Source organism: Alteromonas gracilis, from assembly GCF_043642145.1.
Classification (GTDB): domain Bacteria; phylum Pseudomonadota; class Gammaproteobacteria; order Enterobacterales; family Alteromonadaceae; genus Alteromonas; species Alteromonas gracilis_B.
In genome coordinates this window covers 799645-820489 of sequence record NZ_JBHZRZ010000001.1, presented here as the reverse complement: position 1 = coordinate 820489, position 20845 = coordinate 799645, and the positions used below count along the sequence as shown (strand labels likewise).

At 43.0% G+C, this 20845-nt stretch carries 15 protein-coding genes; 5 read left to right on the top strand and 10 right to left on the bottom strand.

The window, feature by feature from the left end; translation table 11 throughout:
• Positions 1–1095: an efflux RND transporter periplasmic adaptor subunit gene (locus tag ACHUFN_RS03545; RefSeq protein WP_394221042.1), complete on the bottom strand. Its 1095-nt coding sequence runs from the start codon at positions 1093–1095 to the stop codon at positions 1–3.
• 205 nt (positions 1096–1300) lie between these two features.
• Between ACHUFN_RS03545 and ACHUFN_RS03540 the strand changes: the two genes are divergently transcribed.
• Together ACHUFN_RS03540 and ACHUFN_RS03535 are read left to right on the top strand one after the other, a co-directional pair.
• Positions 1301–1915 (top strand): TetR/AcrR family transcriptional regulator, encoded by a 615-nt coding sequence (locus tag ACHUFN_RS03540; protein ID WP_394220919.1) that lies wholly within the window; start codon positions 1301–1303, stop codon positions 1913–1915.
• Between the two features lie 516 nt (positions 1916–2431).
• On the top strand, positions 2432–4525 hold the full coding sequence (locus ACHUFN_RS03535; RefSeq protein ID WP_394220918.1) for a TonB-dependent receptor: 2094 nt from the start codon (positions 2432–2434) through the stop codon (positions 4523–4525).
• A 109-nt stretch (positions 4526–4634) separates the two neighbouring features.
• Here the strand turns inward: ACHUFN_RS03535 and ACHUFN_RS03530 are convergent, their stop codons facing one another.
• The 7 genes from ACHUFN_RS03530 to ACHUFN_RS03500 all read right to left on the bottom strand — a co-directional run bounded on the left by ACHUFN_RS03530 (position 4635) and on the right by ACHUFN_RS03500 (position 14384).
• A complete protein-coding gene (locus ACHUFN_RS03530; protein WP_394220917.1) occupies positions 4635–5123 on the bottom strand; it encodes a GNAT family N-acetyltransferase in 489 nt (162 codons plus the stop codon).
• 102 nt (positions 5124–5225) lie between these two features.
• Complete coding sequence (locus ACHUFN_RS03525) at positions 5226–8408, bottom strand: efflux RND transporter permease subunit (RefSeq protein WP_394220916.1); 3183 nt, start codon at positions 8406–8408, stop codon at positions 5226–5228.
• Between the two features lie 9 nt (positions 8409–8417).
• On the bottom strand, positions 8418–9566 hold the full coding sequence (locus tag ACHUFN_RS03520) for an efflux RND transporter periplasmic adaptor subunit (protein ID WP_394220915.1): 1149 nt from the start codon (positions 9564–9566) through the stop codon (positions 8418–8420).
• A gap of 141 nt (positions 9567–9707) precedes the next feature.
• The gene (locus tag ACHUFN_RS03515) at positions 9708–10823 is read right to left on the bottom strand and encodes a GGDEF domain-containing protein (RefSeq protein WP_394220914.1); all 1116 of its coding nucleotides are present in this window, start codon (positions 10821–10823) and stop codon (positions 9708–9710) included.
• A 2-nt stretch (positions 10824–10825) separates the two neighbouring features.
• Positions 10826–11437, bottom strand: a complete 612-nt coding sequence (locus ACHUFN_RS03510) for a PqiC family protein (RefSeq protein ID WP_394220913.1) — start codon at positions 11435–11437, stop codon at positions 10826–10828.
• 155 nt (positions 11438–11592) lie between these two features.
• Positions 11593–13245 carry an intermembrane transport protein PqiB gene (gene pqiB, locus ACHUFN_RS03505; protein ID WP_394220912.1) on the bottom strand — a complete coding sequence of 551 codons (1653 nt, stop codon included), beginning with the start codon at positions 13243–13245 and terminating at the stop codon, positions 11593–11595.
• The gene (locus ACHUFN_RS03500; RefSeq protein WP_394220911.1) at positions 13242–14384 is read right to left on the bottom strand and encodes a paraquat-inducible protein A; all 1143 of its coding nucleotides are present in this window, start codon (positions 14382–14384) and stop codon (positions 13242–13244) included. The genes pqiB and ACHUFN_RS03500 overlap by 4 nt, the downstream gene beginning before the upstream one ends.
• A 138-nt stretch (positions 14385–14522) precedes the next feature.
• Here ACHUFN_RS03500 and ACHUFN_RS03495 point away from each other — a divergent pair, with 138 nt between their 5' ends.
• Positions 14523–15542 (top strand): hypothetical protein, encoded by a 1020-nt coding sequence (locus tag ACHUFN_RS03495; RefSeq protein WP_394220910.1) that lies wholly within the window; start codon positions 14523–14525, stop codon positions 15540–15542.
• 130 nt (positions 15543–15672) lie between these two features.
• Here the strand turns inward: ACHUFN_RS03495 and asnS are convergent, their stop codons facing one another.
• Positions 15673–17070 carry an asparagine--tRNA ligase gene (gene asnS, locus ACHUFN_RS03490; RefSeq protein ID WP_394220909.1) on the bottom strand — a complete coding sequence of 466 codons (1398 nt, stop codon included), beginning with the start codon at positions 17068–17070 and terminating at the stop codon, positions 15673–15675.
• 322 nt (positions 17071–17392) lie between these two features.
• Here asnS and ACHUFN_RS03485 point away from each other — a divergent pair, with 322 nt between their 5' ends.
• The gene (locus ACHUFN_RS03485; protein ID WP_394220908.1) at positions 17393–17881 is read left to right on the top strand and encodes a hypothetical protein; all 489 of its coding nucleotides are present in this window, start codon (positions 17393–17395) and stop codon (positions 17879–17881) included.
• A gap of 205 nt (positions 17882–18086) precedes the next feature.
• On the opposite strand, the gene ACHUFN_RS03480 is transcribed toward ACHUFN_RS03485, so the two are convergent.
• On the bottom strand, positions 18087–19055 hold the full coding sequence (locus ACHUFN_RS03480) for a calcium/sodium antiporter (RefSeq protein ID WP_394220907.1): 969 nt from the start codon (positions 19053–19055) through the stop codon (positions 18087–18089).
• Positions 19056–19307: 252 nt separating this feature from the next.
• Between ACHUFN_RS03480 and ACHUFN_RS03475 the strand changes: the two genes are divergently transcribed.
• Complete coding sequence (locus ACHUFN_RS03475) at positions 19308–20795, top strand: RimK family protein (protein WP_394220906.1); 1488 nt, start codon at positions 19308–19310, stop codon at positions 20793–20795.
• Positions 20796–20845: the final 50 nt, after the last annotated feature.

The following is a 20845-nucleotide window of genomic DNA, read 5'->3' as shown; positions in this document are numbered from 1 at the left end:
TTACTTCTCTCCCTGATAAGGAAGAACTTTCATATCTGCACGCATTTGTGTAGCGCCGGCGGCTACAACTTGTTGGCCAAGTGCTATGGCACCTTTACCTTGTTCTTGTGCGCTACTTTCAATAATTGCTAGCGCATTCTCTATGTGTTTAACGTCAACAGATTGCTTATTGACCGTATTGGTTTCGTTGTTGTATACCCAAACAGCAAACCCCGAGTTTTCATCGCCCACTAGTGAACGAACAGGTACAACAAAGCCTTCTGGGTATAACGTGCCTTGTAAGCTCACCTTCACTACTGCTCGTGCTCCGGGCGTTAACGGCAGTTCTTCTCGCGGCTCCATAGCAAACACTACCTCATAAGTCTGTGAAACAGGATCGGGTTGGGTGGAGTGTTCTACATAATTAACCGGATACCACTGGCTACGGTTTGTTGCTAGCGTGGCACTGGCTTGCTTAATGCCTCGGCCGATGTTGGCCGTAAGCAAACGCTCAGGTACGTTGATGTTGAAATAAATTTTAGATACGTCTTGCAGGCGAGCAATAGGTTTACCAGCACCAACAAAGCTATTGTTTTCAACAAGGCGCTGCGACACTTTGGCATCAAACGGGGCGTAAAGCTGGGTATAACTCAAATCTTGTTCGGCATTTTTTAAGTCAATAACCGCAAGTTCATACGATGTCTTTGCCGAATCTAGCGAGCTTTGGGCAACCAACTTTTGTGCGAACATTTTCTCAATTCTATCGAGTTCGCGTTTAGCCTGATCAAGGCGTGTTTTCGATTCGTCTACGCGTCGCTCGAACGGTTTGCGGTCAATAGTCGCCAGTAGCTTTCCTTTATTAATGTCACTACCCGTAACCAAGTCGGTTTGAATCAGTCGACCTGACACTTCAAAACTTAAATCGACGGTTTTCACCGCAGATACCACGGCGGGGAAAGTAAATTCGTCGAAATCTGGAATATTGCTAACCGTAGCTAATTTAACATAGCGTGGTGCATCTTTCGCTTGCTGCACGGCTGGCTCTTCAGACGAGCAGGCAGAGAGGGTTGAGATTGATAAAACGCTTAAAAAAATAATGTGAGAAAATCGCATCATGGACATAAGTGTGTAATCCATAGTCAGGGTAAATAAGGTATAGATATGTGTACTTAGGCAATCGTCGATGCAGCTGTTACTGCAAATTGATGTTTACCAAAGTAAACTGATGAGTGCATTTTAGTGTGGCTACATTGAAAAGTAAACTGTTCGGTGTAAAATGATCAAGGCAAAGTAGTGAGTAACTAATTCTGAGATATTCGATATGGTAGGCAATACACGTACGCGAAGTGACATTAAGCGCGAAGCTATTATTAATGCGGCGACACAGGCATTCCAAGAGTTTGGCGTAAACGGCACTAGCATGGATAAGCTGGCTGAGCTGGCCAACGTGTCTAAACGCACGGTTTATAATCACTTTTCTACCAAAGAAGAATTGGTGATGCACTTGGTTACGCAGCAGTGGCAAACCGCAATTTTAAGTATCAACAAAAAGTATGTTGCTGACCTGCCGCTTGATGAGCAGCTTGAAGATCTTATTTTGCAGGATATTGAGTTTATGGTGAGTGAATCTCATCTGGATTTAGCCCGCGTAGCCATTGGGCACTTCTTTTACGAACCGGAAAAGCTTAAAGATGAAGTGGCCCAGCTGAAGGCACAAGAGACAGCGATGCATCGTTGGTTAAAAGATGCAAAAGCCGACAAAAAGCTAGTGTTTGACGACTTAGACCGAGTTGTTGATGAAATTGACAGCTTAGTGAAAGGGCAGTGTTTCTGGCCTCAGCTATTTAAGCTTGAAGACGCGCTTAGTGAAAGTGACAAAAGAAAGGTGGCGCAAAACACGGTAGCGCTCATTCTAAGTCGCTACGCGGCCAAGTAGCGTTTATAAAAACGAAGCTGTTTCTTGGTTTTAAGTAATCGGTTGCCATAGCGATTCTTTTGTTTTCTATTTTCTACTCGATTCTAGTCTCTACCATGCGCTGACGTTATCAGTGCAGCCCCCAAAAAAATTACGTTTTTTAAGCGGCGTTGTTATTACGCCTTTTTGTTCCGCGACATCTTATTTCAAACTCTTCACTGCTAGAAATTTATTGAAGTGTTTCAATAGTTAGCCAATCTCTACGTTTTATGCTCATTGAATTGTATTTCTTCTCGCACTTTTGGTGCGTTTGAGTCTCATTTTTATATTAAATAAAGAGAATTTATAAAGAGTTTTCAAATTTTCTCTTTTTAGCACTCGTCATTTGCTTAAAATTTCTATACTATCTCGACCAAAAATGACAACTATTATTATTTGCAATTACGATTTGCGCTCAAAAGCACGCAGTAATAATAGGAATCGACAATTTATTCAAAAATAAACACAAAAGACTTTAAGAACACTTGGAGAGCAATTTTGAAATTTAAACTTACGAGTATTGCTACTGCGATAATTCTCAGCCCTGCGGCGTTTGCTGCCGATATGGAAGACATTGAAAGACTAACAGTAGAAGGTAAGTACCTTTCTGTAAATCAGTCGAATTCAATTAAGAGCCCAACGCCAATCATTGACGTGCCACAGAGCTTGTCAATCATGACGTCTGAAGAAATTACTGCCCGTGGTATTACTAGCGTTGGTCAAATTATCGATTACACACCAGGTGTAAATACATCGCAAGGTGAAGGCCACCGCGATGCTGTTGTTTTCCGTGGGGTTCGCTCAACCGCAGATTTCTACATTGATGGTAACCGCGACGACGTTCAATACTACCGCGCACTATACAATGTAGAGCAGGTAGAAATTCTACGTGGTCCAAATGCACTATTATTTGGTCGCGGTGGTACAGGTGGTATTCTAAACCGTGTATCTAAGAAAGCGAAAGTAGGCGAGCAGTTTGTAAACTACAACGTTTCTGCTAATACATTTGGTGCTTACAATCTTCAGTTAGACACAAACGTGGTTACTGACGAGAAGTCTGCAATTCGTATTAATGCAATGTACGAAAGCTTAGATAATCACCGTGATTTTTTCTATGGTGACCGCTACGGCTTCAACCCAACTGCACGTTTTGAGTTAAGCGACGATACTGTTGTTGATTTATCATATGAGTTCATCGATCACGAGCGCTTTATCGACCGTGGTGTACCTACAGCAAACGGCGAGCCAGTAGAAGCATTTGAAGAGATTGTTTTTGGCGACCCTGAAAATAACTATCAAACGTTAAATGCAGATGTGTTCCGCGCAAACGTGCAGCACACTTTCTCTGACAACCTTAAAGGTAACTTCAACGCATTTTACGGTGATTACGACAAGGTTTATGCAAACTTCTATGCAGCGGGTTATGATGCAGCAGCAAATCAAGTAACACTAGACGGCTATGTAGATAACACGCAACGTGAGAACTTGATTCTATCTTCTAACTTAGTGGGTGAATTCACAACAGGTAACATTGAACACACGGTAATCTTTGGTGGTGAGCTAATTAACACTAAGTCAGATCAAAACCGTTTCAACCCTGTATTTGACACCAGAATCGGTAACCCTGATTTAAGCAATGACAGAGAAGTATTCGATGTTACACGTCCACTAGCTTTCCGTGGTCTTACTGGCACCACAAGTGCGGGTAGAACAACCACAGCTACATTCTCAAACCTAAACGATGACACACGCGTTGACCTAGACGTGTACTCATTCTATGTGCAGGACGAAATTGCGTTATCAGATAACTTCGACCTAGTATTAGGTGCCCGTTTTGACAGCTTCGATATTGAAGTGTTTAACGTTAAAGCAGCTGAAACACGCAGCAGAACAGACGAAGAAGTGTCTCCACGTGCGGGCCTTGTATACAAGCCTCAAGAAAACATCTCAATTTACGCAAGCTACAGCGAATCGTTCCTACCGCGCAGTGGCGAGCAATATGCGAACATTAATGGTGATGCAGACCAGCTAGACCCAGATACGTTCTCGAATCAAGAAATTGGTATCAAGTGGGACTTTAACGATAGCATGAGCTTTACCGCTGCTATTTTCGAGAATGAGCAAACGTCTTTAGATAACGACCCGAACGATCCAGAAGGTTTCGTAGAAGTAGACTCTGATGTGTCTGGTTTCGAACTTCAGCTACAAGGTTACATCACTGACAAATGGTTCATCACTGCGAACTACAGCAACCTTGACGGTGAAAACGCAAGCGGTGTAGCACTTCGCGAGCTTCCAGAAAACACTATGTCGGTATGGACAACATACGAAGTAAACGATGTATTTGGTTTTGGTGTTGGCGCAACGTACCAAGATGAAAGCTTCGTAGTGACTAAAGAAAATTCACCGGTACTACCAAGCTATACTCGTGTTGATGCATCAGCTTACTATGCGCTTAACGACAAAATGCGTTTACAGCTTAACGTTGAAAACCTAACCGATACCTTGTATTTCCCTAATGCACACTCTACGCACCAAGCAACAGTAGGTGCACCAATTAATGCAAGACTTTCATTGATTGGCTCTTTCTAAGAAAAGACGAGTATACATTTAGATGCAAAAAGCCATTCCTTTGGGAATGGCTTTTTTTTGGCAGTTCAAGGTTAAAAAACTCGTTATAACGTTACATGCACCGTTAATTCTACTGCTGGTTGGCAAAATCTATCAGCGTCTGTCCATCCATGCGATACCCAACCCATTCGCTTTTCGGCTTAGCGCCAAGCGATTCGTAAAAATCTATGGCTGGTTTGTTCCAGTCTAATACACTCCACTCAAAACGCCCGCAATCATTTTCTACAGCCGTTTTAGCGAGGTGTTGCAATAGTGCCTTACCTGCACCAAGCCCACGAGATGCTTGAGATACATACAAATCTTCAAGGTAAAGGCCATTGCGTCCTTGCCATGTTGAATAGTTAAAGAAATAAACCGCAAATCCAATTGGCGAATTGTTGTTTTCACAAATCACACAATGAGCAGTAGATTTTTCACCAAACAAAGTTTTTAAAAGCGCTTCTTCTGACGCTTCTACTTCGTGCTCCGCTTTTTCATATATAGCGAGTTCAAGAATGAATTGGCGAATTTGTGGGATATCTTCAACACAGGCAGGTCTGATTGATATTAAATTATTCATAGAAACTTCCATTATAAAAGGTGAAAAAAAATGAGCCGATAAAGGCTCATTTTTCGCATTACTTTACGTGTTTATATCACGTTACATCACGATTAAAAAAGACTAATCAACCGAGCCGCTTGTTTGCGGTATATGGTCTGTAGTAGCGCTTACGTCTATTTCAGTTTTTTCAGACTTTCTGCGAACTAATTTACTTTTAATAAACGTAAATGGCCCGCGCAAATCTAGCAGAATTAAATACAAGCACGGCACCAAGATAAGTGTTACTAAGGTAGCGTACAGCACTGCGAAACCAAGCGCTGCGGCCATTGGAACTACAAACGCTGCCTGTAAGCTGGTTTCAAACATAATCGGCAGTACGCCTACGAATGTCGTAATTGAAGTTAGGGTAATGGCCCTAAAGCGAGCGGCTCCGGCTTCGGTAACTGCTTCTTTAATGCTATAGCCTTGAGCACGGCGCTGGTTTACAAAATCTGTCATCACCAGCGAGTCGTTAATTACAACACCCGCTGCGGCAATCAAACCGAAATTAGACATCATCGATAAGTCTAGGCCTAAAACGAAGTGACCAAATACCGCGCCAGTAAAGCTAAACGGAATAACTGACATAATAATAAGTGGCTGACCATAACTCTTAAGCGGAACCGCAAGTAAAATATAAACCATGATCATAGCCGCCAAGAAAAACAGAATCTGTTCGTTTTGCTGGGCCTGCTGCTCTTCAATATCACCACCAAGTTCAGTCATCACTGACGGGAATGAATCTTTCAACTGCGGCAGAAGTTTATCCTGTATTTCAGTAACTACTTCATTAGGTTCAACTTTTTCTTCGTCGATGTTGCCCCAAATGTAAACACTGCGATAGCCACCCTCACGACGAATATAGCTAATGCCTGGCTTTTCTTCTAATGCAACAACATCACCTAGCATCACTTCTTGGCCTGTTGGTGTGGTGATAAGTGAGTATTTAAGGTCAGCAAAGCGTTCACGGGTAAGCTCTGGATAGCGAACCATAACTTTCACTTCTTCGCCGTTTCGAATGACGCGCTGTGCTTCGCCTCCATAGAAGCCTGCACCAACCTGTGATGCAATGCTAGATAAAGTAAGCCCTAAATCGTAAGCCACAGGAAGCAGTGTCATTTGCACTTCTTTACTTGGTGGGTCAATGGTTGAACTAACGTCAAACAAGCCTTCTTGTTGCTGTAACATTTCAATGAATTTAAGGCCTGCGGCATTTAATGTGTCAATGTCAGGGCCAAACAGAAGGTAACCGAACTCACCGTCACCATCCCCATCGCCGTTTACATCGTCGATAACAGTAAACGATTTCATACCTGTAATATCAGGAATGGCTTCACGCCAACGGCGAGCGAGTTCAAATGTATCGATAGGGCGGTCTTCTTCATTAACCAAAGGCGCTAGAATTCGACCTTCAGTTCTATCTTCATTAAACGCAAGGCGATCTCTAATCATGCCCTGACCGAACTCGTCAATGATTTGCTCTTCCACGTCTAAAATGGTTTTCTCGACAATTTTGAGCGCATTTATTGTTGCTAAGTCAGAGACGTTTTCGTTCATTTCAATTTTAACGCTAGGGAAGTCGTGAGGCACCTTAGGGTTAGGTACCATTCTTACGTAATTGGCACCAATAAGCCCCATGCTTAGCATTAACATAGCCACGAACATCATAAGCACGGCCCAGCGCCATTCGATAGCTTTTGTAACGGTGCGCTTATACGGGCCATTAACAAAGGCGAAGAAGCGCTTGTTAAAGCGTGAGCGCCAACTGTTTTGCTTCACTGGTGAAAACTTCGTGTGGGCCAAGTGAGCAGGCAATATTAGCTTTGATTCCACAAGGCTAAAGGCTAGACATAAAATTACAACCACGGCGATGTTATAGAAAAACTCACCCTCAGGGCCACTGCTTAGCGTAAACGGTGCAAATACTGCAATAGTAGTTAGAACGCCAAATGTTGCAGGGGTTGCCACTCGCTTAGCACCGCGAATCACGTTATCTACACCGCCACCTTTACTTTCAATTTCGGTGTAGGCGCTTTCACCTATTACTATGGCATCGTCAACGACAATACCAAGCACCATAATAAAGGCGAAAAGCGAAAGAATATTAATACTCACGCCGAATATAGGCATTAGCATCATTGCACCAAGGAAACACACTGGAAGCCCCACCATTACCCAAACCGCCAGTCTAAAGCGTAAGAATAGGGTAAGCATTAGCGCCACTAGAATAGAACCTTGAACTAGGTTTGAAAGCATCATGTCTAGGCGAGCATTGAGGTAGTAGGTCATATCGACCAATACTTCCAAGCTTACGCCTTGAGGGAGCGACTCGTTTTTCTGTTCAATGTAGGCTTTTACGGTTTCAGCTACCGGTATGGTATTTTGGGTTTTGGTCGCTTTCACGGCAATGTAAATAGCGTTCATACCGTTGTATTTGAAATAGCGCTCGCCTTCAACAAATCCATCGCTGATGTAAGCAACATCGCCAAGGGTTACTTTAGCGCCACCTGCACCAATTTTAATGGGAATTTGCTTAAACTCATCGCCGCTGTAATATTGGTTTTCAACGCGTACAGAGACAATACCTGAATTAGTTCTGAGCTGGCCTGCCGAGATATTTGCCGAGTAGTTATTAATTGCACGTGTTATGTCAGAAATGGTTAGCCCATACTTTCTAAGGGTGTCGGGCTTAACTTCAATGGCTATTTCATCGTCGGGAGTACTGGCTTGAACCAACGAAATTGAGCCTAGCTGTAAAAGCTCATCTTCCACTTCTTTTGCTAAAATCTTTAACTCTGAAAGCGGTAGGTCGCCTACAAGTGGCATCTCGATAACTTGCTGTTGGAATTCTACCTGCGAAACATTTACGGGTTCCATTCCAGCAGGGAAGGTAGCAATGCTATCTACACGTAACTTTACCTTGTCTAATACATCAGTAAGCTCGGCTTTGGTGTCGATTTCGAGGGTAACTGCACCACCGCCTCTACGTGCCCGTGAAACCGTACGCTTAATTTCAGTAATATCTTTGACTGCTTCTTCTACTTTAATGAAGATACTCTCTTCAATTTCTTGAGGAGAGGCGCCAGAGTAGTTTGCCTCTACGGTAATATAGTTAATTTCGATGTTGGGAAACATCTGACGTTGAATGGTGAAATAGCTGGCTATACCCATGATAATAATAAATATCATGAGTAGGTTGGCTGCGACTGAGTTTCTTGCAAACCAAGAAATAATACCGCTTTGGGTGTCGTTGTGATTTTCCATGACAGCTCCTTAATTTGCTTTTGCTGTCACTAGGTCAGTAGTGGTTTCTATAACCTTTACAGGCATCCCATTTTGAGGGTACTCAGGTAAACTCATCACTACTTTTTTCTCGTTAAAATCACCTTGAATTAGAAAATCACCATTTTCTTCTCTAACAACAGTAACTTTTTGAGATTTAAGTCTGTTTTGCTCATCAAGTGTCCACAATAAGCGATTGTTTACTAGCTCTTGAGGTATGCGATACACGTCGCTTAGGGTTTTTCCTTCAAAGGTAATAGTGCTGTATGAACCAAATTTTACGATAGGCTTGGATGAATTCATTGCATATGGATCTTCAATTCGCGCAACAAAGTAAGTCATTCGAGTATTGTTATCGACAACGCCGGTATCTCTATGAATAACACCTTTCACCGTTGCCCCTTGAACATCATCAATCTCAATAGCTATTTCACTACCAATTGTTTTATCAGCAAGAAATACGCGGTCGAAACCAGCGACAGGAAAAGTGACTTCCGCATACTCAATGTTATTGATAACAGCAACAGGAGACCCTTGCGTTACATAGTCACCAGTACTGATGTCTCTTGATACGATAAGTGCATCGTAAGGTGCCTTAACTTTGCAGTTTTCAAGGTCACGCTTTGCAATTTTAAGTTGTGCTTCAGCAGATTTAACGCCAGCTTGCGCGCTCATTACTTGTGGCTTGCGAAGATAAAGATCGGTAACTCGTGCATTAGGCATGGTCTTCGCTTCTTTCGCGGCAACATCTGCCTGAGCCTGTTCCTGTATAAGTTGCGCTTGGGCGCTGGCAAGGTTTGCTTCAGCTAGCAATAGCGCTGCTTCGTATGCGTCTGCCTCAATTTCAAAGAGGGTCTCGCCTCGCCTTACTAAGCCGCCACTTACAAATTTAGGGTTCCATCGCTCTACTTCGCCGGACACTTGCGCAGCAAGGTTGGTGGTTTCAAGTGGGGTTATTTCGCCATACGAGGTTAATTGAACTCTCACGTCTTCTGGCGATAGTGCTTCAATTGTAACGGTAGGGCGGGTGTCGACTTCTTCAGTGATAGCAGAGTCAGAGGCTGAGGCTTCAATTCCTTTCATACCTATATAGCCCACTAATAAAACACCAACTGGTAGTGCAAACTTCATCCATTTCATAGCCAATTCTACTTTAATAACGAAAACTCCATATAGTTTAGCGCTAAAGTGTTTCAGGAATACAGCGCAAATGTAACTAAACATGAGTCAATTTTGTGTAAAGATAGTTAACTACGTAATTTTAGGGGGGGAAAAAGGATATCAGTTTTTTGCAAGTGATTGAGTGTCTAGTGAAGAAGCAGCGCATACACAATCTCTGCCATTGTCTTTAGCATAATATAGCGCTTGATCTGCAAGACGGATGGCGCACGAGATGCCAACGTCAGCGCTCACTTCACTTACGCCAAAACTACTTGTTACGTGAATGTCGCTACCATTTATGTTGAGCGGGGCTTTGTTTAACTTGTCCTTTATGTATTCCAGTGCTTTTACTGCACCTGCTTCGTCTGTATCAGTGAAAATAAACATGAATTCTTCACCGCCCCATCTCGCTAAAACATCTTGCGCACGCAACCTAGAGCTAAATACATTTGAAATTTGTCGTAACACTTCGTCACCTTGCTCGTGACCTAGTGTGTCATTTATGCGTTTGAAACGGTCAATATCGGCAATGGCGATTGATAACTTACGATTGTTGCGAAGCATTCCGGCATACTCGCGCTCAAGGCACTGCTGTGCCCCCCGCCTATTTAACAGCTGAGTAAGGTGATCGTGCTTTGCTTGACGCTCAAACTGTTCACTTAAATAAAGTGCTGTGTCGTAGCTTTTTTGTCTGCTGTATTCATAAAAGGCAGAAAGAAAAGAAACGGTTAAAAATGAGTAAAGCAAACGAGTTTTAAAGGCGTAGGTGTAGCTGGCGACGAAGGTAGACTCGTCAAAACCGAAGAGCACGATAGCGCTTACTATTGTGTAAGCGATTAGCGTAATAAGCCCACGTACAAAACCGGCAAAAAACATGGTGACGGGGGGCACGAGATAGATCCACAAAGGCCCCGTATTGTCTTTTCCTCCAGTTATCAAAAGCAACAACGTGAGTATCATTAAACAGAAAATAAGCAGTGAAACAGACAATGTGCGTGCTTTGGGGGAGGGAAAGCGAACTTGAATACGCTGAGAAAACGCAAACACCACACTCGCCGTGTAAAGTGTTATGGCTAGCGGATACTCTGCGTCAATAAATGCGCGCGTGCCAAGCAAAAATGTAATAGACATACCCACAGCCGCAAATAGGTTAACAACTACAATGCGCCTGTTAGTTTCGTCTTTATAGTGGCCTCTTACACCACTAAATACATATTGTTTGATTGAACCCAACATACCTAACCGGTTTTATTTATTGTTTTTTTAATATTTTTTGCTAGCTGAGCGATGGCGTTTCTCATCGCATTTATGCTAGATGAAAAGCCGTCATTTTCAAGAGGAGTGTTGATTAGGAAAGGGGAGACGGACACCTCTCCTGAAACGCGTGTTATAACATATTGACCTGAAAATATTACTTCACCCTCATGTGTACTAACAAAGTCATTAATATGCAACGCCATATGTATAGCTTCTTCGCTGGCGTAATGGTCAGGGCGTACAAGCGATATACTTTGCTTAACAAGTTTGTTTGTCAGTGCTTTTGTTAGCCCTTCGTCCACAGGCTCTGCCCATAAGTGGCTAGTAGAAATATGAAGATTTGTGTTGCTGGTTTGATATACCAGCCCTCTTTGTTTTAGATATTCAGGCAAAGTGAGTTTATCTAAAATGACGGTTTTGCTTGTCTCTTCTGTCGTGTACGAAGCATCACCTGTTGAATGAAGCAGATAGTAGGTGAGCGAGCGAGGCGAACTGCTACAAGCAGATAATAAACATGTAACTAGCATAAACACGCAAATAAACAATGGTTTACTTCTCACCGTTAAAGGCGCTGTTTTACTCTGCTTTATCATTCTATCTGTTCCTTTCATCCTTGATTTGGATGTTTCGCTACAATCGCGCGACTTTTAACACCTAATGTAATGTGTTTTTAAAAATAAAGCTAAAAAGCATTCATTTTTCACGCCATGTTTGTTTGAATGTTGACCATTTTGCATGGTTCGACATTCTAATCTTTTGCTTTGGGCTGAATATCTGCCTCGTCATCATTAGAGAAAATCAAACTATTAGGAGATTGGTTTAGCTTTAACAGTAACGGCTGAATGTTGCGCATGGTTTCTTGTAAAGCATCTACGGTTTCTTTAATTTCTGACTGGTTAAAGCCACCTTCGCTATAGTTTTTCAGTAGTCCGTCAAGACTGACGAGCACCTGATTAAGATTACTGTTGAGCGCTTTGGCATCAATGTCTGCAATAAGTAAGTCGAAATCACTACTTGCTGTTTCAACCGACTCTGCCGCTAGACGCATATCTTCTACAGCTAGTTGAACATTCTCTACCATTTCTTTAAGTGGTAACTGGTTTATTTTGTCTAAAATGGCGTCTGCTTTTTGAGTTAATTGAGTAAATTCATTGCTTACTGTTGGAATGATTTCGTATCCATTAAGTACTTCAATGTGGCTGCTCGCGTCAGCATCGGGGATGTGTTGTAAATCGACATACAGTCCTCCTGTAAGGACATTGCCCATGCGTAGTGATGCGCGTAAATCTCTTTCAAGCCAGTTTCTAATAGTTTGCTTGATTGCGTTTAGGCCTTCTTCAGTGTCGGGCTGTCTCGCCTTCCCGGGATAAATATTGATCAAAACAGGAATGGGGTAGTCGCGCTCTAAAATATTGCCCTCAAGCGCTGAGAACGAATTGATTGCCGTAACGTTGCCAATTTCAATGCCTCTGTATTCGACCGGAGCACCTACGGTTAATCCGCGAACACTTTCATCAATTAACAATAAGTATTCTGCTGCCACTTTGTAACGGGCATCTGAGGCCGCGGTACCATCTTCATAAATGGTAAAAAATGCGTTGTCTAATACTTGTTCGCCTTTTGGCACACCGTCTGGAATACCAAAGGTGATACCGTTAGCTAACAATGTTTCTAAACTGCCTGTTTCTACACTTACGCCCTTTGATTCTAGCAGCAGCTTTACGCCGCTTACATCCCAGAAGCGCGTGGTATTGGTAATAAGCTTGTGATAAGGGGCTTCAATAAATGCATCGTAATACACAACGCGCTCTTCAATGTTGAACGCTGCATCTTCAAATTCACCTACTTTAAAACCTTTGTAGATGATGGGATCGCCGGGCTTATAAGCAAACTCGTCATCACTTTTAAGCATGACGTGTAATCCTGGTGTTCCGGGCGGTGTTACAGGTGGACGCTCAAGGGCGGTGAAGTGAAGCTGCTCTTTGCCTTGTTCGTGTGCAGACATGGCAATGTAACTGCCAGATAATAAGGTATTTAAACCAGATACTTCCGAGAAGCTTATACGCGGCGCAACAACCCAAAATTTCGCATTTTCATTAAGCAAATGTGCGGCACTAGCATCTATTCTTGCGGTTACTAACACCCCGTTCAAATCAGGCATTAACGTAATTTTCTTTACTTGGCCAATATCTAAATCTCGCACCTTAATTGGGGTTTTATTCACCTCAATACCCGTTGCAGAATTAAGTTCAATGGTTATAAGCGGGCCTTGATTTTTCCATTGGTAGTAAACCATCCAGCCGCCAATTACAATTACAAGAATGGGAATAATCCATATTCGTGAAATTGTTGAGGTTGGTTTCACCTTTGCTTCATTTATATTCGGATCGTCTACGGTCATGGTAGTTGCTTCCACTGCTGCCAAATTAGCCGAGAATCAAATGTCATCGCAGCTATCATTGTTACGAATACTACGGCACAAAAGGCGAGCGCCGCTTGGCCAGGATAAATTGACATGGTGTTACCCATTTGAATTAATGAAACTAGCACTGCCACAACAAAAACATCAATCATTGACCAGCGCCCTATTAATTCGGTAATACGGTAATAACGAATACGCAGTTGTTTCGAGGTGGTTTTTTCTCGCTGGACAGAAAAGTTGAGCCAAGCAAGGATGACAATTTTCGCCACTGGCACAATCACACTGGCAATCAAAATTATAATAGCGACAGGGTAAGAGCCTGACTCCCACAAAGAAATTACACCGCCAATAATTGTATTTGGTGTTTCTTGTCCAAAGAATTCAGTATACATAATTGGTAAGGTGTTAGCAGGTATATATAAAATGCAGGCCGTTATTAGAAGTGCCCACGTGCGCTGGATACTTTCATTAGCCTGAGCTTCGCAAAACGGCTTTGGCTTCGGTGGTTCACCTTGAGACAACCACATGGCGTACCGAGTGATATCAAATTGGGATACACATAAAACGGTGAAAGCAGAAAAGCCAACAAATGCATAGAAAGATAAGCCTATCGTGACATCGGCAAGCTCGGTAATTTTTATTAGGCTAACCAGCGTGCCGACGAGAAAAATTTCAGCCATGCTCCAAGGCAGCAAAGCTTTTACCAGCCTAAATAGTCTAGGTAGATAAAACGGTCGGCGGTTTTTTAATTGAGCCAGTGATAACAATAAAATGCCTGATAACACCATACCAGGTAGTAAGAGTGTGGCCAGAGTCGTTATTATCGCAAGGGACAGGTAATCGTTCTCGATAAGTACGGTGATCCCTGTGGGTAAATCGATGCTGTGCTTTTGTCCACTGGCTTTAAAAGTTAGAAAGTTGAAAGGCAGCGAAAGCAGTAAAAAAATTAACGCGCTGATTGTATAAGCGATGAGTTTTTCGCTGGCGCCTTCTCGATGTGAAATAAGCGTATGATTGCAAACTGGGCAAACGGCCCGTTGTCTATGCGTGAGCGCGGGAATGTTGACCGGAGTGTGGCATTGTTCACAGACTATCGATAATTTATTAGATTGCACCATAAAAAATTCATACGCCACGCAGCAGCATTGCTATATAACCTGTTGATTTTTCGTGCCAACAGCATAGCCTATTGCGAGTACATCGTGAAGTAAAGCCAGCTTTATTTGAATAATAACAACGATAATTGGTAACAACCCATGGAAATAAAAAACGAAATTCATCGCATTTTTGCGAAAGGAAAGAAACAAGGACACCGTGTATTTATCAAACGGCGAATTGGCTTTTTGCGTTTTTGGTCGAGTCTAACATTTGCTCAACGCTGCTATTTTCTAGCAACAGCTGTATTGCTGCTTCAATTGCTGTTTAACTTTAATAATGGCGTGTTAGAAGCCGCAATGTTTTGCTTGGCATTGGCTGGCATCATCAATGAAATATGGCCAAAATTCATGTCGCTTTGGAACAGCTTGCCTGGCAAAGCATTAATTTTGTTCATTTACGCGGTTATTGCCAATTTTGCATTGGCATCTGCAAGTGGACTGGTCAATAGCGTAAGTGGAGTGTCTGCAAGCGCATTGCCCTACAGCCATAACTTTGCACTTATACTTATGGTCCCTAGCTGGTTTTTTGTTACCACAATTCTTGGGCTGGTTATCGGTATGATGCTTACCATGGTGTACTTATTCTGTTTGTTACTATTAAAGCCGTTCGGCGTACAACGCTTTTGGCACCCTCGCCATTATAGATTTGCAATGACAACGACCGTTGCACGTTTTGCTTGGACATTGGGTGTAGCGCTTCAGCTAAGTGTTGTAGCAGAGCAGGTGGGGCTACTTTCTGAATTTGATAGCGACCTAGACAACCCGGTTATTTCAATTGATACCACTTCGGCCGAACAGTCAGAAAGTGGAACTTCCGAGCTCACAGAAAAACAGGTTGAAGATATTAGTAGGTTAGAAGGCGAGATAAACGCATTATTGACCGATACGAAGCAAAAAAGTATTAACTATAGAAAGCGACAGCGGCGTTTTTTAGCAGAGTTTATTTATGAGTTTGAAGCTGACTCTCGCTCTCGTTGCGCTCACCCAGAGGGTACTCGGGTCATTGAACTGAATGACTATGAAATACTGCAAATTAGCCCATCTGCGGAGATGGAAGAGGGGTATGCGTATTCCGTTGAGCCATGCATCTCGGCTGCAATTGGCAATGGTGCCTATTAGTAGTTTATTGAAAATAATAAGCTAATCGTTGAATTTGCAAAACAAGTATACGAAAAAGCCCACCTAGTGGTGGGCTTTCTCTATTTTTCTTAAGAGTAATGGATATGCCGTATCACTCTTAGCGCTTAATTTAGAAGCTGGCGTTGCCTGGTGTACGTGGGAACGGAATTACATCACGCACGTTTTGCATGCCAGTTACGTACGCAACCAAGCGCTCGAAACCAAGACCGAAACCTGAGTGAGGTACAGTACCGTAACGGCGAAGGTCGCGATACCAAGCGTAGTCTTCTTTCGATAGGCCCATTTCTTCAAGTCGCGCATCGAAAACATCTAAGCGCTCTTCACGTTGTGAACCACCAATGATTTCGCCAATACCAGGTGCAAGTACATCCATTGCCGAAACAGTTTTGCCGTCGTCATTAATGCGCATATAAAACGCTTTAATGTCTTTCGGATAGTTTTGCATAATGATAGGTGCACCTACGTGCTCTTCAGCTAGGTAACGCTCGTGCTCAGAGGAAAGGTCGATGCCCCATTCAACTGGGAACTCGAACTCTTTACCACAGTTTTGCAGAATTTCGATGGCATCAGTGTAGTCCATGCGAACGAAGTCAGAGCTCACTAACTTCTCTAAACGCTCAACAGCGTCTTTCTTAATGCGTTGGGCGAAGAACGCCATGTCATCAGGTAGCTCTTCAAGCACAGCTTTACACACGTACTTCAGCATGTCTTCGGCAAGTTGCGCTACGTCTTTAAGCTCAGCAAATGCTACTTCAGGCTCAATCATCCAAAACTCGGCCAGGTGTCGAGATGTGTTTGAGTTTTCTGCACGGAAAGTAGGGCCAAAAGTGTACACTTTAGACATGGCAGTACAGTAAGTTTCTACGTTTAGCTGGCCTGAAACCGTAAGGTAAGTTTCCTTGCCAAAGAAATCTTCTGAGTAGTCTACATTGCCTTTATCATCGCGAGGTATGTTCATCATATCAAGCGTAGATACGCGGAACATCTCACCTGCACCTTCTGTATCACTTGCCGTTAGGATTGGCGTAGAGATCCAATAGTAGCCTTTCTCATGAAAAAAGCGATGGATTGCTTGAGACAAACAGTTACGAACACGGGTTACTGCGCCAATAACATTAGTACGAGGGCGCAAGTGCGCATATTCACGAAGGTACTCAATGCTGTGACGCTTCGCAGCCATTGGATAAGTGTCAGGGTTTTCCACCAAGCCGACAATCTCAACGTCGGTTGCGTCGATTTCAAGCGCTTGACCTTGTCCTTGCGATTCTTTCACTGTACCGGTTACCGACAACGAACAGCCTGCTGTTAAGCGCTGAATATCGGCATAATTAGACAGAGAATTTAGCGCAATAACTTGTACAGGATCGAAGCAACTACCGTCGTGTAGTGCAATAAATGATAACCCCGCTTTCGAGTCGCGGCGTGTTCTTACCCAACCCTTCACGGTTACCGATTCGCCAACGGCGTACTTACCTTTAAGTACGTCAACTACGGGCGCATGCGTCATGTTAATTTCTCCGTCTTACTAATTTTATGTTGTTGCTTGTAATTGCGTCATTTTCAACAACACAGTGCATTAAACTGTGAATGAAAAAATGCACTTAAATTTGCTTTATGGTCAATGTTTTTGGACTGTCATGCCGATAAATCGCTAGAACCTGTCAAAGTTTTTAACGTCTAAGTAAATGCGCGTTGCATTTGAAGTGCGTTATTTGAACCAGTACAGATCAAAATATGACTTGGTGATGTAAAAATAACCAATAAAATACAATCCAATAGCACGCTAGTATACCCAACCTAATGCGGGATGCCAGAGAACAGAGTGACAAATGGGAAATAAAAATGATTCAGGCACTCATGTGCAGCAAGAAGTCCCAAAAAAGAGCGCTAGGCTAAGTGATGTTAACCGCTCTGGTGACCTTGAAACTGAGAGAAGTACTATGACTTACGAACAACTCGCAGAAAGACGTTCAACCCCGCGTGCTAAAACACCCTTCTATAGAATTATGCTGGCATTAAATATTATCGGCTGGATTGGAATGGTCGTTGTCTTAATTTTGTTTCATTACGCAAGGCCCGATTTCATTACTGGGGTTCAAGAGTATTGGGGAATAAAAGGGGATACTACTTGGTCTGAAACCCACTTATCTGCAATGACTATTGTGCTGCAAGTATGTCTGATAGTGAGTGCAGTTAGCATTATTATGCGCGCCCGACGAACACGTCGCGAAAATGACAGCTTTGGGGTGAACCTATTTATTCTGTTCGGCATTGCCACAATAAGCCTAGCTACGCTGGCTATTACATTGGGTTTGTGAGCACAATGAAAGCAAATGTTTTAGCGTAAAAAGCTTATTTAGCTTTCGCTCGGCACTCTATTATCTGAAAAAGCATGATTATCTGAAAAAGCATGATTATCTGAAAAAGCATAATTAACTGAAAAGCACGATTAGCTATAAACCGCGGCTATTAAGCCGCGAATAACGAGCGTGATTGTCAGGTTTAAGCTTAAATTATTAACCTTCAGATAAACGCGGCTTGTATAAGCCAGTATGTATAGGCTGCATAGGCTAGTACAAATGCGCCACCTTCTAAACGGTTTAAGCGTCCTTGGCGTTTTATGCCAATGCAGAAAATAAATAATGCAATGGTCGATGCAAACATAACCATAACATCTCGGTATAAGAATTCAGAACCTACCGCCATTGGCTGAATGGTGCCAGCTATACCCACAACTGCCAATGTATTGAACATGTTAGAGCCAATTACGTTACCAATTGCTAAGTCGTGCTCGCCCTTTTTAACGGCCATAAGTGATGACGCCAATTCTGGTAAAGAGGTACCGATTGCAATGACGGTAAGGCCGATAATAGTATCGCTTACGCCAAAGAAAGTCGCCACTTCGACTGCGCCCCACACCAGCATGCGCGAACTGGCCACAAGTAGTAATAACCCTGCAATTAGCCACATAACATGGGTTTTAACCGTGCCTTCATTACTGTTTATCTCTTCATCGTATTCATCGGCAAGGGCGTCTTTGTCGCCTTTCATGCCGTGATAAATACTCCACGAAATTAAAAGAACAAATAGACCTAACAGTGAGAACGCATCATCTTTAGAGATACGTAAATCCCAGACTTGCCATGCGGCAAAAAAAGTAATACCCAATAAAACAGGCAGTTCTTTTTTAATTATTTCTGACTTAACTGCAATGGGGCTGATAAGCGCGGTTAAGCCAAGAATTAACAAAATGTTAGCGATGTTAGAGCCATAAGCATTACCCAGTGCTATTCCTGAGTTACCTTGGATTGCAGCGAATATGGAAACGATGATTTCAGGGGCTGATGTTCCAAATCCGATAATAAGCATGCCGATGAGCAGAGGAGAAACTCCAAAATGGTTAGCTACGGACGCGGAACCACCGACAAACTTCCCTGCGCTCCAAATTAGAACCGGTAACCCAATTAAAATAGCCAGGCTGGCTAATAACATACGTACTCCTTAAACCATTTGTGTCTTGCCTGCTTACCTCAATGTATAGGCAAACGTAATAAACAAAAGTAGTGTTGGTTGCTCCAATTGCACATTAGTTTTTGTTGTCATAACGATGAAAAAAAGCCGTGCTGATAATGCTATGCAAATGACGAGTAAAGCGTAAACTCAGCGCAACTTTAATTGTGTTTGTAATTTGAGCAAACACAACAATAATTGTAACTGACAACACACTATTTAGAAGCGAATTACATGCACAATACACTGATTGTTACTGATGATGTTACTCCTTTTTGTAACACAGCTTTAACCGTGCTGACTTTTCAAGATTATCTTGCTGAGTTCCCGAAGTTGAATGAACCCAAAACACGCGTTATCAATATTTGCGATACCACGCGTTATTTAAGCGAGGGTTACTACTGTTCACTTTTGGCTCAAGCGCGTAATCACTCTGTTTTGCCTTCAGTAAATACCATTAATGATTTACGAATGGCTGAAGAGAAAAGTATTGATCGCATCGTTTTCTCGTTGTCGGTACCACAAGACAATACTGCACTTTCCGATGAGCCTTTATTAGTACTTTTTGGCGAAGTGAAAGATCAGCGCTTTAAGCGTCTTGCGCGCCAAGCGTTTGAAAAGTATCCATACCCAGTGTTGGTGTTAAGCCCAACCGTTACCGACACTAAAGTATCGGCAAAAGCCAGTGGGAAGGTGCAAATTGAAGGTTTCGCAAGTGTTTCGGCTAAAGCATTTAAAGACTTAGATGCCAAGCAACAAGCACGCTTCATTGAGCAGCTGGAAGCACACACAAAAATACAGTGGAAGGCCGGTAAAACGAGCAAGCGTACACGGTGGGACATGGCCATTTTGGTTAACCCCGAAGAAAGCACGCCGCCAAGCGATGAACGCGCCATAAAAAACTTTGTGAAAGCGGCCGAAAAAGCGGGCTTTCGTGCAGATGTGGTGAGCCGCTTATCACAAGAAGAGTTGGGACATTACGACGCCCTGTTCATTCGTGAAACGACAGCAATTGACCATCATACCTACCGATTAGCGCGTGCTGCTGAGCGAGAAGGCATTGTGGTTATGGACGACACGCAGTCAATTTTGCGTTGCTGTAACAAGGTGTATTTGCAAGACGCGTTTGCTTACCAAAAAGTGCCTGCGCCAAAAGCTACGTTTGTTTCAAGCGCCACTGACGACGTGTGCGACAAGCTGATTGCTGACTTTGGCTTGCCGTTGGTATTAAAGCTACCTGAGAGTTCATTTTCTCGTGGCGTGCACAAAGCTGAAAACAAAGAAGCGTTAAAAACGCGACTAGAGCAAATGCTCGCAGAATCGGCGTTGGTGTTAGTTCAGGAATATATATTCACCGAATTCGATTGGCGAATTGGTGTGCTAGGTGGCAAGCCAATCTATGCATGCCAGTACTTTATGGTGCGCAACCATTGGCAAATTTATAACCATCAGGGAGACCGTTTCTCATCAGGTGGGTTTGCCACTATGCCAACGTTTGAAGTACCTAAGCCGGTATTGCAAGCCGCGATTAAAGCTGCAAAAGCAGTGGGCAATGGCCTTTATGGCGTAGACATAAAACAAACCGGTAATGCGGTTTATGTCATTGAAGTAAACGACAACCCAAGCATAGACTCGGGGGTCGAAGATAAATATTTAGGCAAAGAACTGTATGAACTCATAATGCAGGAGTTTGCCGATAGGTTGGAGCAAAGAGGGCGATGAACACATCGGCTGAGCTGGTAACTGAAGTGACTAGAGCAAGCGCAATTGAT